Origin of the sequence: Deinococcus marmoris DSM 12784, assembly GCF_000701405.1 — a bacterium.
In the GTDB taxonomy this organism is placed as follows: domain Bacteria; phylum Deinococcota; class Deinococci; order Deinococcales; family Deinococcaceae; genus Deinococcus; species Deinococcus marmoris.
The window spans coordinates 21,395-44,861 of sequence record NZ_JNIV01000015.1 but is presented as its reverse complement, the minus strand read 5'-3'; the positions used below and the strand labels follow the sequence as shown (position 1 = coordinate 44,861).

The following is a 23,467-nucleotide window of genomic DNA, read 5'->3' as shown; positions in this document are numbered from 1 at the left end:
GAGGTGGGGTTTTGAGAAAATTTCTGTCGACTCAACTTGAGAAAGTCATCTTTCCGGGAAGGCGCGTGATTTGTCCACCAGATCAGCGATAATGCTCTCTCATACGGACTCCGATTGAATCGTTTGCAAAACGATGGAAATCCGAGCGGAGCGAGCAAGAGAAGAACGGATTCCGGGCGTGGAGTCGGCAAACTGGCGCTTTCCCGGTTTGTTAACGAAACAGACGGAATCCGTATCAGTGAGTGAGCATCGGCCTGTTTTTTTGCTTCTTCGACAGCAACTGACCTACTGTCACGAACTTCATGCCCAGTCTCTGGGTCAGTTGTGGACGTGGAGGACCTTGTGTTTCGCGCAGCGTTCTTGCTGCTGTGCTGGTGGTTCAGCGCAACATGGCTGAAACCACGTCGCGAGAGAAGTCTGTGTTTTTATCAGTGTTGATGCCCCATGAGTTTGCCAGCAGCAGGGTAAGGTCGATTCCCATCTGAATGTAGCCGCCACTGCGCTGATCTGTCCCGCCAGTGTTCCAGATCGGCTGAGTGTCGTCGATCATGCACAGGAAGTTGTTGGGTTTACCCGGGGTCAGGCTGGTGATGAAAGCGCGCTGATAGATGGCCGCTGAGACAGCTGGGCTCGTCGGTGCAATGGCTTCCTGCGCTGAACGCGTCGTAAGCATGATGGTGAAGTCCTGCGCTGTCGTGATGCTGTAGGTTTGCTGCATCTGCGAAAGCAGGGTCTCGTTCCCAGCGAGTAACATCGCGATTGCGAGCCCTAGGCCATGTAACTGTGTGCCCGAGCCGACCAGGATGAGCTGCACGATGAACGGCGAAGGTGCCTGCACTCCTACCGTGTAGAGCCGGGCTTCCTCCTCATCGTGTGAGTGAAAATTCTGTCGCCCCAGAATCAGCGTCTGCTCAACCTCTTGCAAATGCTGGCCGCTCAGGGCATTCTCGGCCAGCACGGCGGCGAGCACGTTGTTGTGCTGCACCGAACCCTCTGCAGTTTGTTCTGCCAGGTAAGTGACCAGCAGGTCCAGCGGTCCATCCTCGCCGCTGATCACACTTGAGCGCACGACACAGCGCGCGGCCAGACCCAGGAAGTATCTCTCGTCATCCACGGTGCTGAGTGACAGCAGCAGGGGTTTCAGTTCCTCTGCGCTCTGTATCTCGGGCAGGATAGGCGCGCTTTCAGCTAAAAACGTCTTGCAGGCGGCTGCCACTGCCTGGAGCGCCCGTGTCAGGTTCCCGGTTTCGGCCCAGGCGAGCGCCGCCTGCACCCAGGCATTCCCGGAGTTGTCTACCAAGCTGGGCATGAAGGCGCGTGCGCTTTCCTCGAGGACCGTGGCGGCGTCTGACCAGCGCCCGAGTTGACCGTAGGCCTTCCCCAGCTTCTCGCCAGTGGTTGCCACCCGAACGTTGTCGCCGTACCTCCGCTGAATCTCCATCGCCTGCTCGGCCAGCTCGCGTGCGCCCCCGGGGTCTCCCGCGTCAAGAGGCAAACGGCTGAGAAGTTCGAGGGCGTGCCCCTCCTGGTGGATGTCCCCCACCCGGCGTGCGATGGTCAGGGCTTCCCGGTAAGCCGCTTCCGCCTCGTTTCGGCGTTCCTGGTCGATTAATGTGTTTCCCAGGGTGTTAAGGTTCATCACCTCAAGCTCCGGCGAGCCGAGCTGCTGAGATAGACGGACTGCCTCACGTGCGTGCACCTCTGCCTGCTCTGGCTCGTCGCGCTTGCGGTAGATCTTTGTCAGGATGTTCTGCCGGGCGGCCTCCAGACGTGGGCGCTGCCGGGCGGTCTCTCGCAGTCTCTCGGTGAGCTCGAACGCGCGGTCGAGGTCGCCCAGCTCCGCCGCTGTCGCGGCGGCATTAATAACGGCGGTGTGTTCACCCTCCTGATGTCCGCTCCGTGCAAACACCTCGGCAGCACGCTCGGCGGCGGCTCGAGCTTCCTCCAGGCGTCCCACGTACTTGTAGGCGTAGCTCAGATTTACCTCGCAGGCCGCGAGCATCTGGGAATCTACTTCAGGCAGGGTCATGATGTGGTCTCGCGCCGCCTCCAGCTCGGTAATGCCTTCGGGGGCGCGGCCGTTTTTCACCCACAGCACGCTGCGGAAGATCCGGGAGGAGAGCGCATGTTGGGGGGATTTGCTCTCCTCGAAGCGCTCGACAGCCCGGTCGATGGCTGCCTGGGCTCCCTTTTCGTCTGTCATCTGGCTTAAGACGTCAGCGAGCTGGTTGGCGGCCAGGCCCGCCTCGACCAAGTCAGCTTTCTCCAGCGCCCGCGTTTCGGCACGCTGGAGCAGGTCCGCCGCCAGGTTCCAGTCGCCCATCAGGAAGGCCGCGCGTCCCCCCTCCATCAAGTGCTTGTCCAGGCGGGGGTCCCCTGCCTCGCGCAGGTGGAAAGCGGTGGCCGCCGCCTGCCGGTGGGTTAGGGCGACGTCGGCGAGTAGCCGGTGAAAGGAGCGCGCCGTCCCGTTGCCTTCTAGCTGTTCCGCTACAGACCCCGCGAAGTGTGGGTGGAACACCTGGATCGTCTGGTCCTCGATCTTCAACAGACCGCGCGAGGCCTCAACTGACCGGACGACTGACATCGGGGTCACCGTGTGGCCACCTGCGCTCAGGAGCGGGGCGAGATCCTCTGCGTCGAGGGGGCGGCGCGAAAGCGCGACCAGGCCGGTGAGTTCCTGAAGGACCGGGTCCATCTGCGACCACAGCAGATCCTCGAAGGCGCTCAGGTCGAGAGGCAGATCCCCGCTCCCGGTCGCCAGGTAGTAGCGCAGGTACAGCGGGTTGCCCTGCGAGGCGTTGGTGAGCGCGATCAGCTCCCCGGGTGGCAGGGTCCTGCCCTCCTGAGCAAGAACCGCTTCTACTTCTTCCTGGGAGAGCGGCGGGACGCTCAGTGCGGGCAGGCTGCCGAAGAGGTCGCGTGCGACCGCGTTGGCGGCGTATACCGCCTGCCCGTTCCCCAGGGTGATCCCCAGCAGCGCTCGCACGGCGGCTGGCGACGCATCGGCCTGGTCCACCAACAAGGTGATGGGGCCACGCAGCAGTTGGGCTTGTAAGGCGGCTGTGGCCGCGTCCTCTGTGGTCACGAACTCGGGGTGCTCGCCCCGCAGGGCGGCCACGGCCGCCCCTGCAGTCAGCAACGCTTGCAGGGGCGTCTTGTGCTCGAGGGACACGTAGGCTGCGCCCTGCTCCCGCGCAAATTGCTTCAGCAGGGTGGTTTTGCCGCTGCCAGGCTGGCCGGTCAGGACGAGGCTGCGCCCTGGGGTCAGAAGTGAGGTGAGCTGCGCCAGCACCCCGGGGCGTTCGATGGCACCCAGGTCGGGGACAGGCACTGGATAATCTGCGGGTGCCGCGCCTGGGGTTACTTTGAGTGCACTGGGGGGCAGTGGGACGTTGAGGAAGCGCTCGCTCAGAAGTGCCATCAGGTCCTGCTTGACTTGTTTGGCCAGGTCCTCGGCACCCCGGAACTGATGGTACTTTGCCACTTCGCCGACCTCTGCCAGCAGGCGACTGAGCTCCGGCTGGCGCTCGCCTGGGGGGATCTCCTTGTGGATCTCCTTGACGTAGGCGAGCCGTGGAAGGTGGGCGGAGCGCTGCCACTCGTCTTCCAGCCCACTGATGGTCATGCCCGGTCCCACCCAGCCGTAGCTTTTGAGGTAAATGCCAACGAAGACGTCGCTCTGAGCCAGCCAGTCGCGGTAGGTGGTCTGTGCGGAATGGGGGCGGGCGCCCGCCTCGAAGTAGATCGGGGTGAGTTCAAGATCACTGACGGCTTGCATCACCGCCTGCCGTTCTTCCTGCGCCTCCCCCAGGGTTGAGCTGATGAAGACCCGGACGCGGCGGTCGGGCATGAGCACGGGGGGTGCATCGGCTGCCGGGAGGGTCATGTGCACTCTCCGAGGTCGCCGCGCTGACGCAGCCATTCCTGACATTCCGCCAGGCTGGCCTCAGCTCGCTCTGGAGCGAGCCAGCCGATGAGTTCCCGGACATCGCGCTCCAACTGGGTCCGCAGACTCTCCAGGTTCCACCGCGGTTCCGGCTGTGAAAGTTCTTCGGGAGAGTTTTCTAGCTCGATTAAAACGCTCACTGCGTCCCGCTGGTCGGCGGGCAGGTCACCCAACCGCTCCGGCAGAGTGAGGTTGCAGGCGGCCTGCTGGACCTGCCAGTCGGCGTATCCCTCGTCCGCCAGTTGCCGCAGATCACCCTGGAAGGCGGTGTTGAAGCGCAGTCGCTCAAGCGTGACCGGGAAGTAGCGGGACAACAGGGTCTGTCGCCGGCGGGTGAGTATTTCCGGGCGGTGGTCGTCGGGTTCGGCGGGGGACCTAGAGGGCTCTACTCCGTGGAGCAGGGCATATTCGAAGCCGGAGGGGTTCAGTTCAGCCTCTTCTAGAAAGCGAACCGGAACGCCGATGATCGCCAGGCCTGGGGCCAGGGCGCCGTCTTTGAGACCTGGCAGGATCGCCACCGTCTGATCCTGGGCGGCGTCGCGAAAGGCGGCGAGGTTCTGGCTGGGCCCAGGGAAGGTTTTTATGTGGGCAGGCGTCACAACCTGCGTGTTGAGGTGGGCAGCGAGCGGACCGGGCGCGAATCGGGCCTGTAATTGAACGGCATCCGGGTAAACGCACAGAACGTAGTCGCCCGTGACGCGGGCTACTAGCGAGAGGCCGATAGCTACGCCTGTTTCCTGACCTCCTACCCATTTCTGGAAGATGGCGAAGACCTCCTCGGCCGCTTTCTGCGCGTCGAAGATAAACGCGAGGGACGGACCGGGGACCCCGTGCGCCGGACCAGGTGGGCTGTAGCTAAGTGCATGGAGATGTTCGCGGATAGGCGTCATGAAGTCGTCGAAGCTCGCAAACACTGCGGTGTAGCGCACAGCATAGTCAACGGCAAATGGGAGGGAGGGGTTCTGGATCAACTTGGGTTTCCTCACGTGGGAAGGCGGGCTGAGGATGAGCGGCGTTCCGGGCCCGTGAAGGTGTCAGTAATACTCGCGGATATAGCCGTAGGCGCGGTCGAACAGCTCCTCGTCGTCGTGCAACTTGTACTTGAGTAGTGCGCGGCGCATCGCCCGGTCGCCGTCGGGGCCAGGAAATGAGCTGCCCGGCCTCCTGCGGATGGCGAGTGGTCACACCGCCACCCTGCTGAGGTCGATCTTGAAGCCGCCGTCGATGGCTTCCTGCATCACACTGACCAGAAACTCTCGCTTCTGCAACGACTGGCCGATCTGCACGATCTTCCTGGCACGCATGATCTTCTCCCGCAGGACCTTGTTGCGCTTGCCCTGCGCCCAGACCAGCGCTGCTTGCCAGTCCTGCCGGGTAAAGTCGCGGCGGCCGTCGGTGCTCTGCACCGACCCATCTAGGATGATCACCCGGACGGCATTCCAGCAGTCGGCCCTCTTGGGGCGCTCTCCCTCGTGTGGCACGCTCGCTGGCTCCGAGCGCATGACCCTGGAGATCCGGGGCGTGATCTGCTGGATGACACCCAGCAGGCGCTCGGGCAGCACGCCAGTTCGGGCGATCTGGTTCAGATCGGTCTCATTTCCCTGATGCTCCGCGAGCCATGCCAGGAGATAAAACCCCAGCGGGGGCTTGAGTGTGCCCTCGGCTGCGATGGGTCCGTCGGCCTCGCGGCGGATGATGGCAAGGGCCACCAGATGATCAAAGTCCTGTTCGGTGGCCTCTGGAAGGGTGCGGCTCCCCGCCTTCCGTTTGAGCTCCTTCTTGTAGACGGCCAGGGCCTTTTCCCCACCCAGGGAGGACAGGTAAGGCTCGCGATCCCAGGCCATGGCGAGCTGCGCCGCGTAAGTCTTGGTGATCACCTGATCTGAGGGATAGCTCTTTGCGTCCTTATCCTCAGCCGCCAGCATGCCCGCATACTGACCACGGATGCGCTCGTAGAACCAGCCAGTTTCCACACCCTGACTGACGTAGCGCCGCTCGCGTGAAATGCGCTGCAGGCTGCGCTCATGGGGATCACCGGACAGCAGGTCGCTCGCCGTGATCTTGTTCTGGCTGTTTGCGGCGAGAGCGATGCTCTGGGCCAGCTCGTCGCTCGCGTCTGTGTCAGGGGGGATGATGGTGATCTTGGCCTGCACGCTGAGACCGGCCAGATCGCTGGGCTGGCGCCGGTCACTCCAGACCTCGTGCAGGGTGGCGGTGGTCTGCCCGCCGTTAACGATCTGGAGGTCGTTGATGGTCTCGATGTGACGGCCGTCGGCGCTGAGACTGACGCTGGCCGCCACCGCCGAGATGCCGTTGTTCAGCGCCACGAAACGGCGTGGATCGGTGCGCGCCGACAGCGCCATCTCACGGTTGACCTTGCGGGTCTGACGCAGGTAGATGCGGACGTTGCGCCGCAGCAGCTCGTCGCGGCGGACGTCGTACAGTTCGGCCAGCAGGCCGCCTGGAATCACGGTGAGCAGCACGTTGGGTTCTCCGTCCACGTGCTCGCTGGCCACCAGACAGGGCAGGCCGCCGCCGGGGAGCTGACGGAAATCAAGTTGCTCGCTGGGTTCATCGCGGGTGATCTTCCAGAACCAGGCGATGTCGTGCACGCGCGGCGTCACGATCAGACCAGGCAGACTGACGCGCGGCAACGTGCTGCGGTAGTGCCCCGGGGTGATCAGGTGCAGCACGACTTCCGGGGCATCATCATCAAGAATCCGGCGGCCCTGCCGCGCGAATTCCGCAACAGCAGGGTGGGTCTCGTCGCTCAGCGTCTTCCCGTCCCGCAGATAACTCGCCAGGTTGAGCATTCTCTGCAAGACGTCGCCTACTTCCTTCTTGCTGAAGACATAGGGCAGATTCTCGTCGGAGACGCCGTCACGCGTCAGCACCCCGGCCAGGTGCAGGCGGTCGAGCTCGTCAACCGCCCAGGCATGGGCGAGCAGCCCGGGCTGGGTCCGGCTGCCGGCGACGCGGACGTCAACCCAGAGCAGTTCAGGGGCCTGGGACAGCTCCTGGAGGCTCTCGCTGCATGACTGAACAAGCGCCCGCTCGATGGAGAAGCCGTCCTGGTCGGCCTGCCGCTCAAGCGACTCGAGCATGCCTCTGGTGTATTCGTTGAGATTTCCGGTGGCGTCAGTGGGAATCGCGGTCATGAATTTTTACCTGAATGGGTCCGCCCAAGCAGGTCGGGCAGTTCGCTGAGATCTGCTGGCTGTGCTGTTGAGCGCGAGAGGTCGATGCGGTAGGTGGCGTTGATGACCCCGTCGGGCAGTGCGGCGCGCCGCAGGGCAGGAAAACCAGGATCGTCGGCGCGGTGCAGCGTCCAGCTCTGGACCTGCATCGGCTGTTCAGGGAGGTCGTCAAGCGCCTGTGTGGTCACGCCCACCTGGGTCAGGCGCGCGGCAAACATGGTGTCCGCCCCGCTGGCTGCGGCCAGGGTTTGCAGGCGGCTGACCAGGGCCTGCAAGCTCTCGCCGGAACCCTCGCTGAGCTGGGCCTGAAGCAGCCGGACCGCCCGCGTCCCGGGCGGGTCAAGCTGTTCAACGCTGCTGATCGTGACCACATGGTCCTCCACCTGGGTGGCCTTGACGTCCAGAGCCAGGTGATCGGTCATGACGTCCTGTGCGCTGCCAGCCGGCCCGCTCCAGACGCCCAGCGAGGTTTCCCAGCCCAGCGCCGGCACCAGAAAACGCTCCAGAACGCACAGCTCGGCAAACAGCCCCCGGACCGTCCGTCCATCCAGCAGCGACGTGCTGCGCTTCAGGAACCCTCCCCAGAGTCGCAGGCGCGCCAGCACGACGCGCACGGCGGCTCCCGCACCGCCGGCGCCCAGCAGGTGGTCATGCAGGTCGTCGGCCAGGTGGGTGTACAGGTCGCGGTAGCCCGCGTCGGCGGGGGCGATGCGGATCACCTGTTGCCCTGGAAAGGCCTCTCCAGCGCTGCGGGTGAGGATCAACCCGTCCCAGGGGTCCAGCAGACGCTGGACGTCAGTATCGAGTGGCAGCCGCAGCGCAAGTTCGCCGTCGCCGCAGTCACCACCACGCAGGCAAAGCAGCGTGGAATCACCGCTGATTCTGATGGCCGCCCGCATCACAGGGACCTCTCCACGCTCCATCCGGGACCACAGCTCACTGGGCTTCATGCGCGCATCTCCTCAGCCTGGGCCACCGGGTTCAGGGTGTAGTTGTGACGACGCATCTCAGCGTCCCCGGGGAAGGAAAGGGCAAAGCCGCTGGTGCGCACATCCGTCCTGATGGTGATGATCGGATAGATGATCAGGAGTCCCTCGTCCCGGGGGCGGGTGGACTTCACGGCCTGGCGTGTCTTGCCCTCCGAGGTACCACGGGCCAGCCGCTCATCGCTGGGGTTACTGATGGCCCCGAAGTTCAGCACCCCGTCCTCATCCCGGGCACTTCGGGTGACCCTCACCACGCTGATATCGCCGTAAGGTTCGGGGGTGCCCTGGCGTCCGGCCAGCACCACCGTCCAGCGCCGCAGGCGAGGCGGGCTGGCGTCCTGCGCCGAGCGCACATACGCCAGTGAGCGGGCGAGCTTGCCGTTCAGACCCAGGGTGCTGGATAGCTCCCGGAACGCCTCCAGCGGGCCTTGCAGCGTTTCCCAGGGCACGTCATCCCAGACGTGTTCACTCCCGGGGCGCTGCTGGCCCTGTCCATTCATCAGCTCGCTCACCAGCCCCTGCATCAGCTCATCGTTGAAGGCCGCATCTGTCAGTGCAGTGCGGGTGACTTCCAGGGTCCGGCCCGCCAGGGAGAGGGGAATGGTTATGGCATGTTTGAGCTTGTTGCGCCCCGTGACGGTCATGCCCGGCGAGGTGCGGATGCGGAGGCCAAAGTCCAGCGGCGTGGCACCCATGCTCGCCATCTCTTCAAGTTCGGCCCGCAGCTCCTCGTCAGACTCCATGATCCCGGAAAAGGCATGCAGCAGGTCTCCCGGGGCGTGCAGGCGGCACAGGTCCTCATAGCCCATGCGGTACCCGAACCAGCGGCACATCTGCATCAGCGTGTCGTGTTGCAGGCTGGCGCGCAGGTGATAGCTGGTGGTCAGCCCCTCAAGGGTCAGGCCGCGGCTGAGTTTGGTGCCGCCGATGGCGATCACCGTGAGTGGACCGCTGCGGGCGCGGCGGTAATCCAGGCCCTTCTTGGTCACCCCGTTGATGGTCTCGGTGGTCAGGCGTTCAAACACGTCGGTGATGTGGGGGCATAGCTCGTTCCAGGTCACGGTCTGCCCTGGATCCTGCCGGTCTTTGAGGCTGTCCCAGGTCTCGCCGAACTCGGTCTCCACCTGCGGAACCTTTCCTGGCTCTGCCACGGGAAAGTCCCATCCAGCTTGCAGGCGATCAACCTCGCGCTGCACCTGCGTGTGGATCTTCCCGTGTGCGCCAGTGCGGACGCTGGAGTGGATCAGCATGCTCTCGTGCTGCCGGTCGAGGCCCAGCCGCGCGCGGCGCACCCGGCGCACCGCGCTGACCAGCACAAATTCACGGATGGCCTGACTCAGGCTGGGGGGCATGTCGCTCACGACACTCCCCTTGCTGATCCAGTTCCCGGCGTCCTCCACTTTCACGGTGTGACTCAGGCCGTCCTCCTCTTCCAGAAAACGGCGGGCCCCGAAGTAGTTCGGGGACGGTTTGAGCAGCGCGATGAAATCACGCGGGAACAGGTCGTCACCGTGCTTCTCACCCCGCGCCTCCGGGTCGATCATCACGTTGGCATACGGCGTGGCGGTGTAGGCCACGTAGGTGCTGCGGCCTGCGCGCTGAAGCAGCAGGCGGATCGCCCCGTTGATGGACGTGGGAGACTGATCAGGATCGTTGGTGTCGATGGACGCGTCGTCGGCCTCGTCGTCGATGAGCAGCAGGGGCTCGGCGGCCAGTTCACCGTTGGACTGCAACCAGTCGGCCACGTGACCGATCATGGTGGCGTGCTTCTTGATCACGGCGATTCGCACCGCCGAGCCCGCGATGTTGTTGTGGTTGGCCCGGCGCTTGTCGAAGTCCCCGCCCTTCTTGCCCTTTCCGTTGCCAGCGACATGGTCCTGGCTGGTCAGGGACAGCATGGTCAGCCCGGGGATCTGACCGATCAGGCCCACCCCGATGCGCGTCTTTGCGACGTTGAGACCGCTGCTCTCGATGCCCGTTACGCCCAGGTCGATGCGCTCCTGGGTCTGGTGGCGCAGGTCGTTGGTGCGCCCTCCCAGCACCACGATGTTGCGGTAGCCAGCGTCGATGGCCGCACAGATCAGGCTGACGTAACTGGTTGTTTTGCCCGACTGCACGTCTCCCACCACCATGCCCCGCCGGTTCCAGGTTCCCGCCACCCGGGGGTTGCCGCAGAGGCCCAGGATGCGCCGGGTGACCTGTTTCAGATTCGTCCGCGCCCCGGCGGACCAGCCTTCACGCTCCAGTTGCTGGAGGTAGCGTTGAAGCAGCGGCGAGGTGGGCGGGAGCTGCCACACGGCGGTGTCCTCAGCTTCTCCAACGTCCGGAGACACGATGAACACCCCCTCGAGTGCAACATCCTGATAGCGCTCGATCTCGCACACCACCTCGTCCAGCAGTTCACTTTCATACCCCAGGGTGTCCAGCGTCTGGGTGGCCTGCTGGCGAACAAACGCAGGCCCGGCGGGGCGGCCAGCAGTCTGCCGGAACGCTGTCAGCATATTTCCCGTGATCTCGGCGGCATGCTCGATTCTGGTCTGGCGCGTGTTTTCAGCCATGCTGGCGTTCCTCCTCAAGCTGGGCCAGCAGTTGTGCCACACCCTCAGGTGCGCGGCTGTTCCCCATCACATCCTGCACCAGGGGGTGATCGCGCCAGATGGCGTTTCCCTGCCACAGGGCGTTCGCAGGCGCTGGAGGGGAAACACCCCGGTCCTGCGGCCCACGTTGACGTCCAGCCCGGTCCAGCACGTCATCCAGGAGGTCACGCAGGCGCGGCTTGAGACGCGGCGGGAGGGTGCACCCCGACTTGGACAGGTTGACGCGCCAGTCATGGTCCAGCTCCGGGCTGATGTCCACCAGCACACGCACACGGTCACTGGCGGCACGGTGCTGCCTGCCGATGCCCAGTCCCAGCCAGCCGCCCAGGGTCAGGGCGCGTCCGGCGCGGTGGACGTGAAAGCCGGCATGATCGCGGCGACCCAGGGGTCCCTCAACCTCAGGGTCATCCGTGTGGGTTGGAAGAATGAAGGGGGTGATCCGGACCCGGCCGTCGTCGAGCCTCACACGGCTGAGGCTGCTGACTTCCGGCAGCTCGGGACTGCACAGTGACCAGGGGCGCAGCGGGTTGCCCTGCACGCAGATTCTCAGCCCATCGGCCAGGTGGGTGGCAAAGGTGCAGCGCAGGTGGGCAGCCAGTTTCTGCATCTCCGCCGAGGCCAGCTCCGGGGACAGTGCCAGGAGCGGCGCAGCGATCCGCACCGTGGTGCCGACAGGCAGATCAACGTCGTCCTGGACACCGATGAGCCAGCGGCCCGTCTGTGCCATGCGGTCCGTGTCCAGCGTGGCGACAGTTCCCCGCTCCCCGGGCCGGGCGCTGCCCAGCGTGAAGTGGCCGGATTTTGAGAGAAAGAGAGATGCGGCCTTCAGGCCGGTCCCGAAACGGCCCAGGTCACGCGCGTTCCTCGCCTCCCCGTGCATGTAGCCGATTTTCATGGCCTGGATTAGCACATCGCCGTCCATACCGTGACCGTCATCCTGGAGGGTCAGCGTGCCCTCGCCGCCGAGGTCAAGGCTCAGGCTGATCTCCCGGGCACCTGCGCTGACCGCGTTGTCGATCAGATCGGCGACCGCGCTGTGGACGGTGTAACCCGCGCCCGTCAGGGCCGCGAGCGTGCCCGCAGGGCTGGGGGCGATCTCAACCTCGCGCGTCACGGTCCAGTTCATCCAGGTGGTTTCTGATGTGCTTGCCGATGGCCCGGGCCAGCAGGGGCGGCACGGCGTTGCCCACCTGCTTGAAGACCTTCGTCAGGGGGCCGGTGAACAGGTAGTCATCCTCGAAGCTCTGCAAGCGCGCCGCTTCGCGCGGTGTGATGGACCGGACCTGATCCGGGTGAATGTAGCCGTTGCCGTCGCGTTGCAGGTGGGCCACGATGGTACGCGCGGGGCGATCCGCACGCATCTTGTAATACTTGTCGGGAAAACTTTCGTCGCCATAGCACTTCAGGTCTGGTAGTCGGGCGATCAACTTGCGGTAGGACTCACCCGGATGCAGCGCCTCAAAGCGTTCGAGATCGGCGGGGTTGTTGAACCGCGAGACGTGTCCGGTGAGCAGCCTGCCGTTCAGGGCAGTGATGTTCTGCCCCTCATCGACACCCAGCGGCGGGAGGCCAGTCAGGCACTCGCCCAGGGTGATGGCCCGTTGCTGCAACCCGTCTTTCAGGCTGTCCACCGCGTGCTGTGAGGTGGGTGCGTGGTGGGTGGGCTCAGGCGGCCTGTCCGGCGCCGGACCACCACGGATGCCCACGATGATGCGCCGGATGCGGTCCTGGGCCACGCCGTAGGCCGCCGCGTTGAGCAGCCAGGTGGTGGTCTGGTAACCCGCTGACTCCATCGCCCCACGCGCGGCATCGACGAAGGTGGTGCCGTCCTGATACTTGACCTCGCTCATGCCGGGGACGTTTTCCATGACCATGGCGCGTGGCCGGAGGACCTCGAGCAGATCGACCAGCTCGTGAAACAGGTGGTTGCGCTCATCCTCGGTGGCGGGTCCCGCGCCGTGGGCGCTCTTGGCGCGCAGGCCGGCCCGCGAGAATCCCTGACACGGCGGACCACCGACCAGCACGTCGATGGGAGTCTCGCCGACGATTTCCCGGATGGCCTCCGCCTCCCCCCGGAAGTCGCGGATGTCACGGCACAGCATGGCGCCGGCGTCGACCTCGGGGTGGTTCAGGCGGTACGTGCGCATGGCGTGCTCGTCGGCGTCGACAGCCAGGACCGTGCGGTAGCCCGCGCGGCGGAAACCCTCAGAGAGACCGCCGGCCCCGCAGAACATATCCACCAGGGTCAGGCGTTCCTCGGCGTGGGACTGCTCGCGCAGGTGTTCACGCCCGGTGGCGCAGAGCAGGCGCAGGGGGCAGGAGGCGCAAAGGGGAACGGGTGCCTGGCAGACGGCCTCGCCGTGCAGGGCGGCGCCGGCGCAGAAAGCGTCCCGCAGTGAGGGGGGCAGGGCAGCCAGCACCTCAGTTTCCATGGTCTGTACATCCAGGCTCTCAACGCTGACGCCGAGCGGCTCAAGCAGCCGGGTGCGGCGCAGCACCCGTTCCAGATGGGTGACGGCGAACAGGTGTGGGGTGGCCGGCGCGTTGCCTGTCCCGGGAAGCCGATCTGCGTACAGTGCGCTGAGCGCCGAGGTCAGGGTCTGCGTCTGTTCCTCAACGGCCTGCCGCACGCCCCTCGCTTCCTGGAGATTACCGCCGCGCTGTTTTTGCAGCTTGCGGTCCATGGCGTCACGCCAGCGGTGGTCAGCCCTGGAGACCACACGGCCCCTGGGACCGTCGTGGAGCCCCCGTCCATTCGCTGCGGGCGCTGATGTGAACACGTCCTCAGCGGCCTGCGCTGGCGAGAGAATGGCATCCTGCGGGTATGCAGAAGCCGAATCGGGGGAAAGCGCGGCTGACATTACCCCCAGCATAGCGGGTCAGCCTCTTACTGCTCCCTCACACAGCGCAGATCTATCCCTGCCAGCAGGACCGGGAGACAGATCAGTGGCATTTGCCGTGGATCAGGTGGGGTGAATGGAATCACCACTTCTCTGAAGCTGCGTGGTGCGGTAAAAATCGCACAGATGATTCACTGCACACCCGTTGCAGCGCGGCCGTGCCTGGCAAACTTCCCGGCCGTGCAGCACCAGACTGACGTGCAGGGAGTGGCGCAGCCCCGGGGCGATCAGGTCAGCGAGGACGGCCTGACCACGCTTGTGGTCAAAGCGCATGAGGTCCAGCCCGGCCTCACGGAAAACACCGACGCGGGCGAGGACGCGCAGGTTGTGGACATCCACCGGGAAGGCGGCGCGTCCCAGCGCGTACATCAGCACGCAGTAGGCCGTCTTGGGGCCGACTCCCGGCAGGGTGGTCAGGAAAGCCTCGACACGGTCGTCGGTCCAGTCATGCAACTCGTCCAGGCTGTAAAGTCCGAACTGGTCGTGGATGAGGCCCATGACCTGCTTCAGGTCGGCAGCACGCTGGCTCCCCATGCCGGCGGTCCCGATGACCGCGTGAATCACCTCCGTCTCCGCCCCTGCTAGCTGTCCCCAGTCGGGGAAACGGGCCTTCAGGCGGCGGAAGACATTCTGATAGGCCCCCTCGCGTGTGCGGCGCGAGATCATGATGTAGATCAGCTCGTCGAGGGGATCAGTGTGGTTGCCCAGATCCCGGTCCGGGTACCTCTCCTGCAAGATGCGGGTCAACACCTGCTGTTTGCTGGCCTCCCTGTTGATCAGGTTGCGGACCCTGGCAGGGACGTTCCCGGTGCGCTGCTCCATGAGCGGAAAGAGACCCTGATTCTCCAGCAAGTGAGTCATCATGCGGCGGCGCCAGCGGTTGTGCTGAGCAGCCAGGTCTTTTTGCAGGGTTTTCTGTGGCCAGACGTCGGGAATGACGGGGGGACATGCGCTGATCGCCACAGGAAGATGAGGTTTCCAGCCAGCCACGACTTCACTCTTTCACTGATCTGCCTGCCAGACTGGATCATCCGCCCGCCATGCTGCAAAGCACCCCAGCTCCAGCGTGAAAGCTGTTCGCCAGCGCGGCCCCTTATCCACCGCCGGTGCCAGCTCCCTCAAACGAGTCCAGCCACGCCAGCGTCGCGGGGCGGTCACTCTCCAGACCCATGATCACGCAGGTCTCGCCGTCCACCAGTGCCTGCGTGATGACGCGGTTGCCGGGCATGGCGGGTTCTGCGGGCAGGCGGAACACGGGCACGGCGATCACGGGTTGAAGCAGCAGTCGGGAGTCCCTGATCACCTTCACAGCCCCGCTCCCAGCAGGGCCGGCGAGCACAGGCCACGGACCTCCGGCGCGGCCAGCGCGCCGCGCAAACGCCAGTCCAGCAGCGTGCGCAGCAGGCCTTCTCTGGGCGGCTCGGTCTGATCGGTCCACACGCGCAGCAGGGGCAGACCGGCGACGCGCAGGATGCGGTCCTTGCGCAGGTCCCGTTCACGCTGTGGACTCTCCCGGTGCTGCGGGCCGTCGAGTTCCAGGGCCAGCAGCGGCTCTCCGGTCCGGGCGTGTTCCACCAGGACATCGAGATGGGCGCTGCCGTGGCCCAGGAAGGCGCGGTCCTGATCGTCGAGGAGCGCGCCCACCCCTTGCAGGTCCAGCACCTGGCGCAGCGGAACATGCGTGGTGACCACGTGTGGTGCAAAAACTTCCCAGCACAGCCGGGCGAGAACCCGCTCGCCGGCGGTGAGGCCCGAGCCCCGCAGACGCTGCGCGCAGGCCACCACCAGCCGGGCGCCCACGGCAGCGTTGAGGTCCTGCCGCACCCGGACCCGCAGCTCCTCAGCCAGTGCCCAGCCCTCAGGACAGGCCTCCACCATGCCCAGGGCGGCCAGACCACGCAGCCGCCCTTGCAGGGCCTCTGGGGTGTCATCTAGGGCCAGACAGAGCCCATCCACTGAGCAGGCGCCAGCGCTGGCCCCCAGAACCAGCAGCACGCGGCGGTCCCCCGGGGTCAGTTCGGCGTAGCGCACCACTGGTGGGGGCTGTGGGGGGACTTCGCTCCGGGGGACTGCGGTCACGAGCGGTCCCCGGAAACGTCAGTGCTGGAGCTGCGCCGTGAACGGCCCGTGCCGATGTGGCCAACCAGGCATCCCTGGATTTGCACGTTCTCCACGGAAAAGTCCATCGGCCCGCAGGTGGGGTTCTCGCTGATCAGCGTGACGGTGCCGTTGTCGCGGCGCCAGCGTTTGAGGGTGGCCGTATTCTCCCCGGGCACGAGCACCAGCACGATCTCTCCGCTGTTGGGCTCCTCCTCGCTGGGGTGAATCGCCACCAGGTCGCCGGAGTAGATGCCGATGCCGGTCATCGAGTCGCCGCGCACGCGCAGCAGAAAGTCGCCCTCCCGCAGGTCCAGCACGTCCTGCAAGCGGGTGGCGTAGGCCTCCACCTGATCGTCGGCCAGGATGGGTTGCCCGGCGGCGACCAGGCCCAGGATCGGAAAGCGCAGGTCGCGCGTTGCCGTGCTCTTTACCCCGGACACCCGCCAGCCTTCCTCGCTCAGACGGATCGGGGTGGTGAAGCGCTCGGTGGGGGTGTAGACAACCAGGCCGCGTTCTTGCAGGGCGCGGACATAGTTCCAGATGTTCTGCCGGGGCAGGCCCAGCTCAGCTGCGACGCGCTGCAAGGTCACCAGCTCCCCCGTGTTCTCCAGCTTTGCGACGGTTTGAAGGACATCCAGCGGCCGCCCGGTCAGTTCTTTTTCAGTCATATGACACCTGTCATAGTTTAGACATAGACGCGGCGGGAAGGCAAGTGGCGGTCTGGATCCGTCAGGCGGCTGTCGGATGTCATGGCGTGGCGTGGCGCGCCCACCTGCGTAGCTTCAAGTCCGCCTGGGAGGGCAGAGTTTCAGGCCACGTCGAAGGAGTTCAGGGATGATTTCATCTGAAGCGCCGGGACGCAAAAGAGTTTGATACGGATACCACCCTCCCCCAAAGTCTGAGGCGGCCTGACTCAACGCATAGGTCTCCATGGTTGCCGAGTTGTAAAGAATCACCCTGTCTGGTGACGGACAGGCCAGAATCACCTCCTCGAGCTGGAACGGCCAGCGGTCACCGTAATCTTCGACGCCAACACTGGTCTGACCTCCTGGTCTGTGGTCGTTGATCCCTGAAAATCTGGTAAATAAAATTCCCACTATGGCAACCATCAACATCATGTTGATGATGGTCCGGGATTTATTTTTGTCGTGCATGAACACCTCGAGCGTGGTTGAGTAGCCCCGCGTTACCCATCCCCGGTTGAGCGGCATACTGGGTTTCCTGATGCATTTTGATCGGTTCCAGGGAAGACAAAATCGGCAGCAGGTTTGCCTCAGTCTCGGCGGGGTGGACAAAGTTTCAGGCCACGCCGAAGAAGTTCGGGCAGCAGTTCATCTGGGGTGCCGGGGCGCAGCAGGGTTTGATACGCCCCCCAACCGCCGCCAAAGTTTATGGCCGTCTGACTCAGTGCGTAGACTTTTCTCGTTTCTGGATGGACGAGTGTCACGGTGTCGGCGGAGTGGCAGGCCAGGATGACGGTGTCTGGTTGAAAGGGCCAGCGGTCGCCGAAATCTCTGGCGCTGATGTTGGTAGAACCTCCAGGGTTGTAGACGTTGTTTCCTGAAAGTCTGGCCCACAGGATCCCCACAACAGACAGCGTGATCACAACGTTGAGAATGATTTGAAGCTTGCGCTTGTTTTCCACGAATACCTCAGGTCTGGTCTTGACCGCCCGGCACTTTTGATCTGCGGGCTGATCTGTGACCACACGCCCCGTTCGGTTTCTTGCCTCTCAGTCTAGGTGCTGGAGGCGGACCGGAAAATGTCGGCGTCAGGGGCTCGAGGAAGGTGGTGCCAGGCCCAGTTCTTCCTCCATCCAGCGGGCCTGCACTGTCAGTGCCTCTCTCAGGGTGTTCAGATGCGTTGCCTCAAAGCGGCGGTACATCTCCCGCGCTGAAGCCTGTGCCGACGCCCTTGATCTCAGCGCCGGCGAGAAGTTGGGATGGCTGCTCAGGATCTGCGCCCAGATCCAGGCGGCGGCGTTGCGCTGCAGCGCGGCGGACTTGGTTGGTTGCAGTCCGGCGGCGTTGCGGCAGTTTTCCCAGGCGTCCGCGTCCAGTTCCACGAAGTCCTCGAGGGCCTGTTGCGCCGCGCGGTAGTCCCGGTGGGGCCCCGGACCCTCCAGCCGTGTGGCCAGAGTATGAAGGGCCCGTGCGAAGGCGTCCTTGTCCCCGGTCTGTCCCAGGTGGATCATCATCGGGTTGGTGCTCGCGCCCTTGAACAGGCCGCCCAGTCCCAGGGGGAAGGCGCTGTCCGCGACGCTGTACTGGCCAGTCAGGCGCACCAGCGCCATGCTGACGGCCACGCGCGCTGAGAGTTCCTCGATGCTTAGCCCCTCCAGCAGTGGCCGGAAGTCGCGGTCATAGTCTTCTTGCCAGATCAGCTGGGGAACATGCTCGGTTTTGAAGGTCCGGTACTCTCCCGTGCCCGAGGCTGCGAGGTGGCCGACGGTGCGGTGGGTCAGCGCCCGGTGGGCCATCACCTCATTCAGCGCGGCGGCCAGCGGCCCGTCCAGGTGAAAGTCCCGGCCCAGGGCGCGCACAGCGCTGCCCCGGATGGTGCGGGAGCGCTCAACCAGTGGGCGCAGCCCCTCAGTGATGCCGGCCTGATCCGGGGAGGCCAGCAACTCCACGGCCCAGGGGAGGATGGCGGCCACCAGGCGGGGATCGTCAGGGGCGGCCTTGTAGGCGTGGAACGCGGTGCCGCGTTTCCCCGCCTCCACTTCCCGCAGATCGTCGCGCCCCTCGCAGGCTTGTTGCCAGGCCTGTTCGAGGAACAGCGGCAGCGTTCCCAGGTCGCCGGGTTGTCCGGCGTGCCGCGCCAGGGCCAGCAGGGACCGCAGGTGCCCGAAGTAGGCCACAGGGGTCACGGGTTCACCGAGCACTGCTGGTGCCGCGCCGTCCAGCACCGCGTTGATCTTGTGCTGCGCTTCAAGCAGCCGACTCTCACTGGAGAGGTCCGCCGTTTCGACCTCGCGCAGGTCACAGCCGCAGGGTCTGGAGGCCCGGCCGGTTCCAGCCACGCCCTTGCCCAGCGGGTTGGCGCACAGCCCCGGGACAGGCACGTGGGTGATGAAGCGCGGCTGGTTGCCCAGATCGGGACGGTAGTTGCCCGTGCGGCGCTCACAGCGGGGGCAGCGAGCCACCAGCAGAAGTCCGTGGGTCAGGCAGACAAACGAGGTCCACAGTTTCCAGCGCAGCCGCCAGGCGCCGTTCTCCTCCAGGCAGGCTGGACAGCAGGCTGAGCCGCTGGCTCCGGACCACTCGTTGCGCGTCACGGTCATGATGCTGTTGATGTCTTGGAGGTTCAGGCCCGTCAGGTCAAAGACCACCCCGTCGAGGTCGCGCAGCAGCATCTGCTGGATGTTTTCGGGCGTCAGGCGGCAGGCGCGCGCGAAGGCCAGGCGCTGCCCCGGGCTCAGGTCGATGCCGTAGCCCACGGGCATCCGGGCGTCATGCGCGTCTTCTGAAATCAGTCCGGTGTGATACATGATCGTCGAGACCGGAACGGGAATGAGCTGTCCGGCCGCCAGACGGTCCACGTAGCTGGCAAAGGCCTCCGGCCCCTCGGGGCCTTCCAGGGGTCTGATGGCGGTGGACAGGGGGCGCAGCCGGTTCATGGCGTCTCGCCGGGTGTTTCGTCGGGCGGAGGGACGTCATCCAGACTGCCTTCCATGGTGGAGCGGTAGTCTGTCAGGGCGCTGCGCAGGCTTGCGGCGTCGATTTTCTCGCCCTTCCCCACGGCTTTCACGGCAAGTGTGCGCAGCAGGTTCATCAGCGGCCCCACGCTGCCGTTGGTGCGGTTGTAGAGCAGGGCGGCGCACCGCTTCAGGGTGCCAGGCTCGTGATCCAGCAGGGGGAGGTGTTTCTCCACGCTCTCCAGCAGCTTCACCCAGGTGTCGGTGCCTTTCTTGAAAGGGGGAATGGGCAGGTGAATGAAGCGCGAGGCGGTTTGACTGGAGGCCAGCGAACTCTCGTCCTGTTCCTTGAAGATGCCCATCTTCTCGACGTCCACGCCGATGTAGACAAAGGTAGCCCCGGTCAGGCTCATCAGCGACTTGAGGAACTTTGAGGTTTCCTGGCCGCTCTGCGAGTGCACCCGCAGGAAGTGGATGTCGTCGATCACGAACATCAGGATGGTGTGGCGCTCGATGGCCGCGTAGATGGCCTTGACGAGCGTACTCTCGGTCGGGCGGCCACGCGTCGGGGCATGCAGATATTCGCAGATCGCCTGTGCCATGTCCTTGGGGGTCGTGTCGCGCAGCAGCGTGACGTGCACCACGGGGATGAACTGGTGCTCCGAGTCTTTGTCCGGGAAGGTGGCTCTGGACCGGATATCCAGCTCGAACTGCCGTGCGATGGCCTTGGCCATGGTGGTCTTGCCCAGGTTGGCGTCGCCGTCGATCACCACGCCAGGTTTGACCTGGTCGCGCGGGGCCCGCATGTTGGCGTCAGTCTGTTCCTTGATGCATTTTTTGGCCATGTCCAGCATGGGCGTGTTGAGCGGGCCAAACTGCATGATGTAGTTCTTGCGGGCCTCGTCGTGGGCGAGCTGATCCGCGCTGGAGAGCGCCCCGTACTCCTCCCGTGAGAGCCGCGCTGGCTGGGTGGCCGCCTTGCGGTTCACATAGGCGCGCCAGCCCTCGTAGGTGTAGATGCTGTCGTCCATGGCGTTGCCATCAGCGTCGGCGGGGGAGCCGAAGGGGAGGATGACTTTGGCCATCTAAAATTCATCCCCGACAACTTCAAAGAGGTGGTCATCGGTGTCTGGGTTTTGAGCTTCGGGGGCCGCGCTGGCCTTGATTTTCTTGACCCTGGTTTTCCCGGTCATGGCCTGACGCTGGGCGTCGGCGGCCTCACGGCGGGAGATTTCCTGTTTCTGCTTCCCGCTCAGGACCTGTTTGGCGGTTTGCGCGGCGCGTTTGCTGGTCTGGGCCACCCGGGTGGCGTAGGCGTCGTCCATGTCCTGGCGCACGGCGCGCAGGGGGTCTTTTTCAGTTTGAGCGCTGCGCTCCTCGATCACCACCTTGACCTGATCAGCCAGCCCGTCCTGGAAGGGGCGCGAACGCCAGTCGGCGTCGCGTTCGGTGATCTCGTGCCAGGCCAGGGTCTGGGGATGCTGGAAGTGGATCACGGTGGGATCACGGCCGTCGATCTTGAAGGGCCAGCGCCGGCCCAGTTCCAGGTAGGGGGACTCCTGGCCCCGGAAGTCGTTGAGCACGGCCGAGTCGTACTGCCAGCCGTCGATGCGCACGCCGGTGTCCGAGATGGTGCGCAGCTCGGTCCGCAGGGCCAGGTAGTAGGCGTCACGGCCCAGCGGCACGGTCAGGTGTCCAGCGTGCGAGACGCCGAAGGCGAACATTTCCGACGGGGTGAGCTTGACCCTGGGGGTGCGCGGGTGACACAGCCCGTCGTGGGGCCGGTGGTTGTAGTAGCGAGCCACCCACTGGATCAGCTCGAACTGGAGCTCCCACTGAAAGTGGAAGGGCTTGACCCGGCGCCCGCGTGCCAGAACGTGCGGGCCGACATAGCTTTTCAGGCGCTCGGCCAGCGCCTGGCGGATGTGCCTGAAAAGGCGCTCGATGTGCGCCTTGTCGCTGCCTGTTCCGGGGCGGGCCAGCAGAATGTCGGTGCCCAGACGCAGGCACAGCTCACGGAGTTCCCGGCTGATGAAGACCTTGCCGTTGTCGACCATGATCGACTCAGGCAGGACCGGGGGGACGTTGAGCAGTGGTTCACCCTCGGGCATCTCGTGAGAGGCGAGCATGACGCCCTCGGGAACGCCCAGGTAGGGCAGCCGCGCGTCTTCGGGGAGCGTGGGCCACGAGGGATGGGCGCGCACTGGATGGACGATGTCCAGCATCAGCGTGGTGATGTCCACGCCCCGGGGTTCGGTCTCGACCAGGCGGACGGCCACGATGGCGCGCGAGTACAGGTCCATCGCCACGATCATGCTCAGTTTCAACTCGTGGCCGTCGACCTCGCTGCGGGCCAGCACATCGAAAGGGGTAATGTCAAGCAGCACGTACTGGCCGGGCCGCACGCAGACGATCTTGCCGAAGGGGCGTTTTTTCCCCCGGCTGGCGTCGCTTTGCCGGCGCTTGGCGGAGTGGGTCAGCTCCGGGGCGTAGCGCTTGATCAGCTTGTTAAAGGTGGGCTGGCTGGGCAGGGGCGTGTCTTGCCCCCGGGCTTTGAGATCTTTCTCGACCAGGTCACGCATGGTGATAAAGGAGAGGTCACTGTCGTCCTGGCGTTGTTTGGCCAGCCGCAGAATGGCGTCACCGAGCACCACCTCTGCGTCTCCGAGCCGGGAGGACACCTGGATGGCCTTGCGGTTGATCAGTCCCGAGGGGTGCTGGCCTGCTGCGCGGTAGCTCTGGATCCAGCGGGAGACCTGCCGGGTGGTGATGCTGAGTTCAGCGGCCTTGGCAGACACCCGCTGGCGCTGGCTGGTGCCGTCGTAGGCCGCGCGCGGCTCGCCGGGGAAGCGCGCGTCGGGCTGGCCCAGCCGGTGGCCTGTAAGAACTTCCTGGACGTGTTCCTCACGTTCAAGCGCGTCGGCCCTGACATCGCCTTTGAGGTGGTCCCAGGCCAGTTGCTGGGGAGAGAGCGGCGTGGTTTCCACGCCTTCAAAGCCGAAGGAGGGGTCGCCCACCAGATCACCCGGGTCCATCACATGCAGGGCGCTGTTCTCGCCTCGCAGTTGAACCTGCCCGGCGGCGTCGAAGCCAAGAACCAGGTAGTCCTTGCCCTGAAAGTGAACGGCGGCGCCGGCGGCCAGGCGGCTCACGCGGCCTCGCCGGGTAGGCGTGTGGCCGTCAGCACGGTGGTGTGCGAGAGCGGCCGGGTGAGGTCGAGTTCGATGCGGTGGTCCCAGATCAGGTGGTAGATCGCCGGGCGGGTCAGCGCCGGCGGCCCGGCACGCTTAGCCAGTTCGGCCAGCGTGTGCGGGCGCTCGCGCAGCAGGGTCAGCAGTGGAGAAAGGTAAGTCATCAGCCCCGCGGGCCGGTGTCGGTAGCCCGCCAGGTACTGGATGTTGCGCACCATGCTGGGGGGAGGCGGTGCCCACAGTTCGAACTCCACGCCGATGGGCCCCAGGGCATCGCGGGCAGCCTCAAGGGCGGGTTGCAGTCTGGGGGAGTTGTGGAATTTCAGGGGTTTGACATCCTCGACCAGTCGGGTGCGTCCGGGACGGATGATCAGCAGGTCCGGGGTATAGCGACGTATTTTGTGTCCTTCCGACCACTCCAGCGTGAAGGGCTGCGCGGCGAAGGTGGCAACGCCGGCGTCGAAGTCCAGGAACTGCATGCGCAGCCGCTCAAGACCGGACTCGAAGCGCTGGTGGTTGCCAGTTTTGGTGGAGGCGTACCAGCCGATCCTGTTGACCTGGCCGTGGTAGTTCGGGATGTCACGTACGGGCTCCAGGTTGGAGGTGATCAGGCTGCGGAGCAGGCTGACGTCACCGCGCAGGGCTGTCAGGGCGCCCACTGGTCTGTACAGCAGGGTGAAGGTCACGGCGTCACCTGCACTGAGGGCGGGTTGGGTTCTGGAGCAGCAGTCATGGCAGTTCTCCCTGGACACCAGTTCCCGGCATACGGCGAAAGCCGACCCATCAGCCAGAGGCCAGGGCAGACGCTGCACCAGGGGTGCCAACGTCAGTATGTAACAGGTGTCATAGGACGGTCAAGGTGTCGCTCAGAAGGATAAAGGTCGGCGGCCCTGTGATGTGGCTCATGGACTGA

General features: G+C 65.1%; 17 protein-coding genes. All 17 read right to left on the bottom strand.

Going from position 1 to position 23,467, the window contains the following annotated elements; translation table 11 throughout:
- Positions 1-379: 379 nt before the first annotated feature.
- Complete coding sequence (locus Q319_RS0105330; protein WP_162178623.1) at positions 380-3,886, bottom strand: tetratricopeptide repeat protein; 3,507 nt, start codon at positions 3,884-3,886, stop codon at positions 380-382.
- A complete protein-coding gene (locus Q319_RS0105325) occupies positions 3,883-4,917 on the bottom strand; it encodes a hypothetical protein (RefSeq protein ID WP_029481014.1) in 1,035 nt (344 codons plus the stop codon). The genes Q319_RS0105330 and Q319_RS0105325 overlap by 4 nt, the downstream gene beginning before the upstream one ends.
- 210 nt (positions 4,918-5,127) lie before the next feature.
- Complete coding sequence (locus Q319_RS0105315; protein WP_029481013.1) at positions 5,128-7,104, bottom strand: AIPR family protein; 1,977 nt, start codon at positions 7,102-7,104, stop codon at positions 5,128-5,130.
- The gene (locus Q319_RS0105310; RefSeq protein WP_029481012.1) at positions 7,101-8,093 is read right to left on the bottom strand and encodes a PD-(D/E)XK motif protein; all 993 of its coding nucleotides are present in this window, start codon (positions 8,091-8,093) and stop codon (positions 7,101-7,103) included. Before Q319_RS0105310 ends, Q319_RS0105315 begins: the two co-directional genes overlap by 4 nt.
- A complete protein-coding gene (locus tag Q319_RS0105305; protein WP_029481011.1) occupies positions 8,090-10,687 on the bottom strand; it encodes a Z1 domain-containing protein in 2,598 nt (865 codons plus the stop codon). The genes Q319_RS0105310 and Q319_RS0105305 overlap by 4 nt, the downstream gene beginning before the upstream one ends.
- Positions 10,680-11,852, bottom strand: coding sequence for an ATP-binding protein (locus Q319_RS0105300; protein WP_029481010.1), 1,173 nt, complete (start codon positions 11,850-11,852; stop codon positions 10,680-10,682). The genes Q319_RS0105305 and Q319_RS0105300 overlap by 8 nt, the downstream gene beginning before the upstream one ends.
- A complete protein-coding gene (gene dcm / locus Q319_RS25360) occupies positions 11,824-13,587 on the bottom strand; it encodes a DNA (cytosine-5-)-methyltransferase (protein WP_162178622.1) in 1,764 nt (587 codons plus the stop codon). The genes Q319_RS0105300 and dcm overlap by 29 nt, the downstream gene beginning before the upstream one ends.
- Before the next feature lie 102 nt (positions 13,588-13,689).
- Positions 13,690-14,490: an endonuclease III domain-containing protein gene (locus Q319_RS25355; RefSeq protein ID WP_156039181.1), complete on the bottom strand. Its 801-nt coding sequence runs from the start codon at positions 14,488-14,490 to the stop codon at positions 13,690-13,692.
- Positions 14,491-14,719: 229 nt separating this feature from the next.
- On the bottom strand, positions 14,720-14,935 hold the full coding sequence (locus Q319_RS0105285) for a hypothetical protein (RefSeq protein ID WP_029481008.1): 216 nt from the start codon (positions 14,933-14,935) through the stop codon (positions 14,720-14,722).
- The gene (locus tag Q319_RS0105280; RefSeq protein ID WP_156039179.1) at positions 14,932-15,705 is read right to left on the bottom strand and encodes a DUF2726 domain-containing protein; all 774 of its coding nucleotides are present in this window, start codon (positions 15,703-15,705) and stop codon (positions 14,932-14,934) included. The genes Q319_RS0105285 and Q319_RS0105280 overlap by 4 nt, the downstream gene beginning before the upstream one ends.
- A complete protein-coding gene (locus Q319_RS0105275; RefSeq protein ID WP_051655128.1) occupies positions 15,702-16,394 on the bottom strand; it encodes a LexA family protein in 693 nt (230 codons plus the stop codon). The genes Q319_RS0105280 and Q319_RS0105275 overlap by 4 nt, the downstream gene beginning before the upstream one ends.
- A gap of 114 nt (positions 16,395-16,508) precedes the next feature.
- Entirely contained in the window at positions 16,509-16,937 is a 429-nt protein-coding gene (locus Q319_RS0105270; RefSeq protein WP_029481005.1) for a DUF2511 domain-containing protein, read from the bottom strand.
- Between the two features lie 62 nt (positions 16,938-16,999).
- Positions 17,000-17,371: a DUF2511 domain-containing protein gene (locus Q319_RS0105265; RefSeq protein WP_162178621.1), complete on the bottom strand. Its 372-nt coding sequence runs from the start codon at positions 17,369-17,371 to the stop codon at positions 17,000-17,002.
- Positions 17,372-17,497: 126 nt separating this feature from the next.
- A complete protein-coding gene (locus Q319_RS0105260; RefSeq protein ID WP_029481003.1) occupies positions 17,498-19,345 on the bottom strand; it encodes a TniQ family protein in 1,848 nt (615 codons plus the stop codon).
- Positions 19,342-20,448 carry an ATP-binding protein gene (locus Q319_RS0105255; protein ID WP_029481002.1) on the bottom strand — a complete coding sequence of 369 codons (1,107 nt, stop codon included), beginning with the start codon at positions 20,446-20,448 and terminating at the stop codon, positions 19,342-19,344. Before Q319_RS0105255 ends, Q319_RS0105260 begins: the two co-directional genes overlap by 4 nt.
- Positions 20,449-22,515 carry a DDE-type integrase/transposase/recombinase gene (locus tag Q319_RS0105250; RefSeq protein WP_029481001.1) on the bottom strand — a complete coding sequence of 689 codons (2,067 nt, stop codon included), beginning with the start codon at positions 22,513-22,515 and terminating at the stop codon, positions 20,449-20,451.
- Complete coding sequence (locus tag Q319_RS0105245) at positions 22,512-23,240, bottom strand: TnsA-like heteromeric transposase endonuclease subunit (protein ID WP_029481000.1); 729 nt, start codon at positions 23,238-23,240, stop codon at positions 22,512-22,514. Before Q319_RS0105245 ends, Q319_RS0105250 begins: the two co-directional genes overlap by 4 nt.
- Between the last annotated feature and the right edge of the window lie 227 nt (positions 23,241-23,467).